The organism is Halococcus salifodinae DSM 8989, from assembly GCF_000336935.1.
In the GTDB taxonomy this organism is placed as follows: domain Archaea; phylum Halobacteriota; class Halobacteria; order Halobacteriales; family Halococcaceae; genus Halococcus; species Halococcus salifodinae.
In genome coordinates this window covers 1-2,385 of the sequence record NZ_AOME01000018.1, presented here as the reverse complement: position 1 = coordinate 2,385, position 2,385 = coordinate 1, and the positions used below count along the sequence as shown (strand labels likewise).

General features: G+C 59.8%; 3 protein-coding genes and 1 pseudogene. All 4 read left to right on the top strand.

Annotation, left to right across the window (positions count from 1 at the left end):
- Positions 1–201, top strand: a pseudogene (locus C450_RS04370) (hypothetical protein); the annotation flags it as partial.
- 40 nt (positions 202–241) lie between these two features.
- Positions 242–580 carry a hypothetical protein gene (locus C450_RS04365; protein ID WP_005040502.1) on the top strand — a complete coding sequence of 113 codons (339 nt, stop codon included), beginning with the start codon at positions 242–244 and terminating at the stop codon, positions 578–580.
- Positions 581–702: 122 nt separating this feature from the next.
- The gene (locus C450_RS04360) at positions 703–1,173 is read left to right on the top strand and encodes a hypothetical protein (RefSeq protein WP_005040500.1); all 471 of its coding nucleotides are present in this window, start codon (positions 703–705) and stop codon (positions 1,171–1,173) included.
- A 283-nt stretch (positions 1,174–1,456) separates the two neighbouring features.
- A complete protein-coding gene (locus tag C450_RS04355; protein WP_005040498.1) occupies positions 1,457–2,170 on the top strand; it encodes a hypothetical protein in 714 nt (237 codons plus the stop codon).
- The last annotated feature ends 215 nt before the right edge of the window (positions 2,171–2,385 follow it).

Genomic DNA, 2,385 nt, shown 5'->3' with positions numbered 1-2,385 from the left:
GCCGTGCCAGTCGCGTCGACGTTCGATCTCGGCTATCTACGCCAGATCAGACGGCCGATCCACAAGCGGACCGAAGTCACGCTCGCGCTCGGGACGGACAGCCCCCTCCTGGTCGCGTTCGACATTGCCGATGGCGCAGGACACGTCGAGTACAGCATCGCGCCCGTCATCGCCACTGATGACGACGAGAGCGACGAGTGAATAGGCCGTCAAGATCCCCATATATCAATCTCTGAAAACTATGTCCGTCGATCAGAAACGCGAGAAAGTTGTCTCGCTGTTGCGAGCAATCGATCGCGAAGCCAAGGACGACTCGGCAGCCACGTTCCGTGCCGTCTCGCACAGCACGAAGTCAACCCGGCTCGGGATGCTCACGATCGAGCGCCTCTACGAGGTGCTGACCGACTACGACGACGCGAGTACGTGGGGCCAGACAGCCGACCAGCTCCGGGACCGGCTCCGGCTGGACGCACTCAATACCCACGATTATGGCGATCCATTTGACGGTCGGCCACTTCGGAGCGCGGAACTCACCGCGCTCATCGGTCAGCTCGAACAGTACCTGGAGGGCGAGTCGTAGCCCCAGATCAGACAGCCATCAGAACAGCCGTAGCAGGGGCATCTGGCGACCGGTATTGCTGAGCGCAGGTAGCATCGCCATCGAACCAATCGAAGTCATCATCAACCGAATCACGAGACATCATGGTACACAACGGAATCGCAGTCCCATCCACGAGCGAAATCGACGACCGAGAACAGTTCGCGACAATCATCGAGGCCGTCATCGAAACGGCGCAGAACATCGTCACGCACGAACGAGATCAACAGGACGGCCACAACCTCGGTGGAGAGGTCGACCTCTCACCGCTGTTCGATCTGGAAAACGACGATTCTCACACGCTTGCCGAACTGGCACGTATCCTCTCGTCGCTCGATCCCGAAGACGGGTGGCAACACGACGACTGGGAACCCGGCGATCCCTGTCCAGAGTGCGGTACCAACCGCATCAGCGTGATCGAACCTCGCGAGTACATCTACACCTACGACGAGCGGGGAGACGTCGTCCAGACCTCATACGGCGATGTCAGTGGTCCCGAGATGAACCACTACTGCAAGGAGTGCGATATTCTCCTTTCCGAACACCCCGCTACAGCGCTATTCTGGCTCGCGTAAGACAGTCAACGGCCCCGCTCAAGGCGCGGGGCTTGCCGGTGGACTCCTGCTCCGTCCGACACGAGGTCGGTAGGGGATGAACGCGAACGCTGGAAAGGTCTTGCAGTGCAATTGCTCCGCCGTTTTTCATCTCCATGAGGCACGAGAGGTCTGAAACCATGTCAAGCGAAGCGAACCAACTCCGCTGCCGGAGCTGCGGAGCCCAGACGAGCGAAGCAGATGGTGCAAAGATCGTGCGCGGCAAGCGTAGCCTCGGCGTCCGGGCGTACTGCCCAGAATGCCAATGAACGAGCACACTGATAGCGGACGAGACGAGTACCGGAGTACAGATTCGCCAAACGAGAACCCGGCAGTGGACGAACGCGCCCCCGGATGGGAGCTCCCGACAGACGATGAAGGAGGGCCGGACTACGAGGCTGCTATCGACCAGATCGGCCTCGAGTACGACCAGCTCTTCAACATAGACACCGACTACTATCGGTATCGCGGGCGTCGCGACGACTGCATCATGGTTGCTCCCCAGTCCGAGTATGCTGATCTCGTAGAGGATGCGCTCGCGATTCCATTCGTCTGGGCTGCCTACTGTGAGGGTCGTATCGGCCACGGAGCGCCGATAACAGGTTCCGGGATGGTCCGTGGTATCTCCAACGCATCTGGAGACTCCTTCATCAAGTTGCGGCCATCGGACTGGAACTCGGATAGTTCGTTCGTGCGGATCGGTCTCAATAGTGTGCCAGAACGCGGTGCGTTCTTCGTCGACTACAGCTACGGCGAGGACCTGCCGGCGCTCACACTTTATGACGCCACTGACCGCGAGCAGCCAGCCTACCAGTTCCTCTTGCCGACTCGTGAGCATCCCACGGTACAGATGGTCCGCGATCCCACGAGCCACCTGCTGGCAAAGCTTCCCACAGAACTCCGCAAGCGCATCGAGAGTGAACACGGCCATGAACACGAACGTGGAAGCCGAGACAAGGACGAGGGGCCAGACCAATGACGCTATCGTACAAACAAATAGGCCGCACCAGCCCCGCTGTGCGGCGCTCAAAGGGAGGACTGTGAAACATGGGACACCACTGCGACACATGCGGGCAGGAGTTCACCACTCTCACGAAAAAGCGGCTCCACGACTGTGCAGGAAGTCCCGCAGAGGTGCGTGATCTACCCGACGGTCTCGCGGATGGGTTGCCAGATCGGTTTCTCACGATGGAC

What these genes read in the sequence shown, in the direction of transcription:
- C450_RS04365 (WP_005040502.1), top strand. Translation starts at nt 242, where the DNA reads ATGTCCGTCGATCAGAAACGCGAGAAAGTTGTCTCGCTGTTGCGAGCA.
- C450_RS04360 (WP_005040500.1), top strand. Translation starts at nt 703, where the DNA reads ATGGTACACAACGGAATCGCAGTCCCATCCACGAGCGAAATCGACGAC.
- C450_RS04355 (WP_005040498.1), top strand. Translation starts at nt 1,457, where the DNA reads ATGAACGAGCACACTGATAGCGGACGAGACGAGTACCGGAGTACAGAT.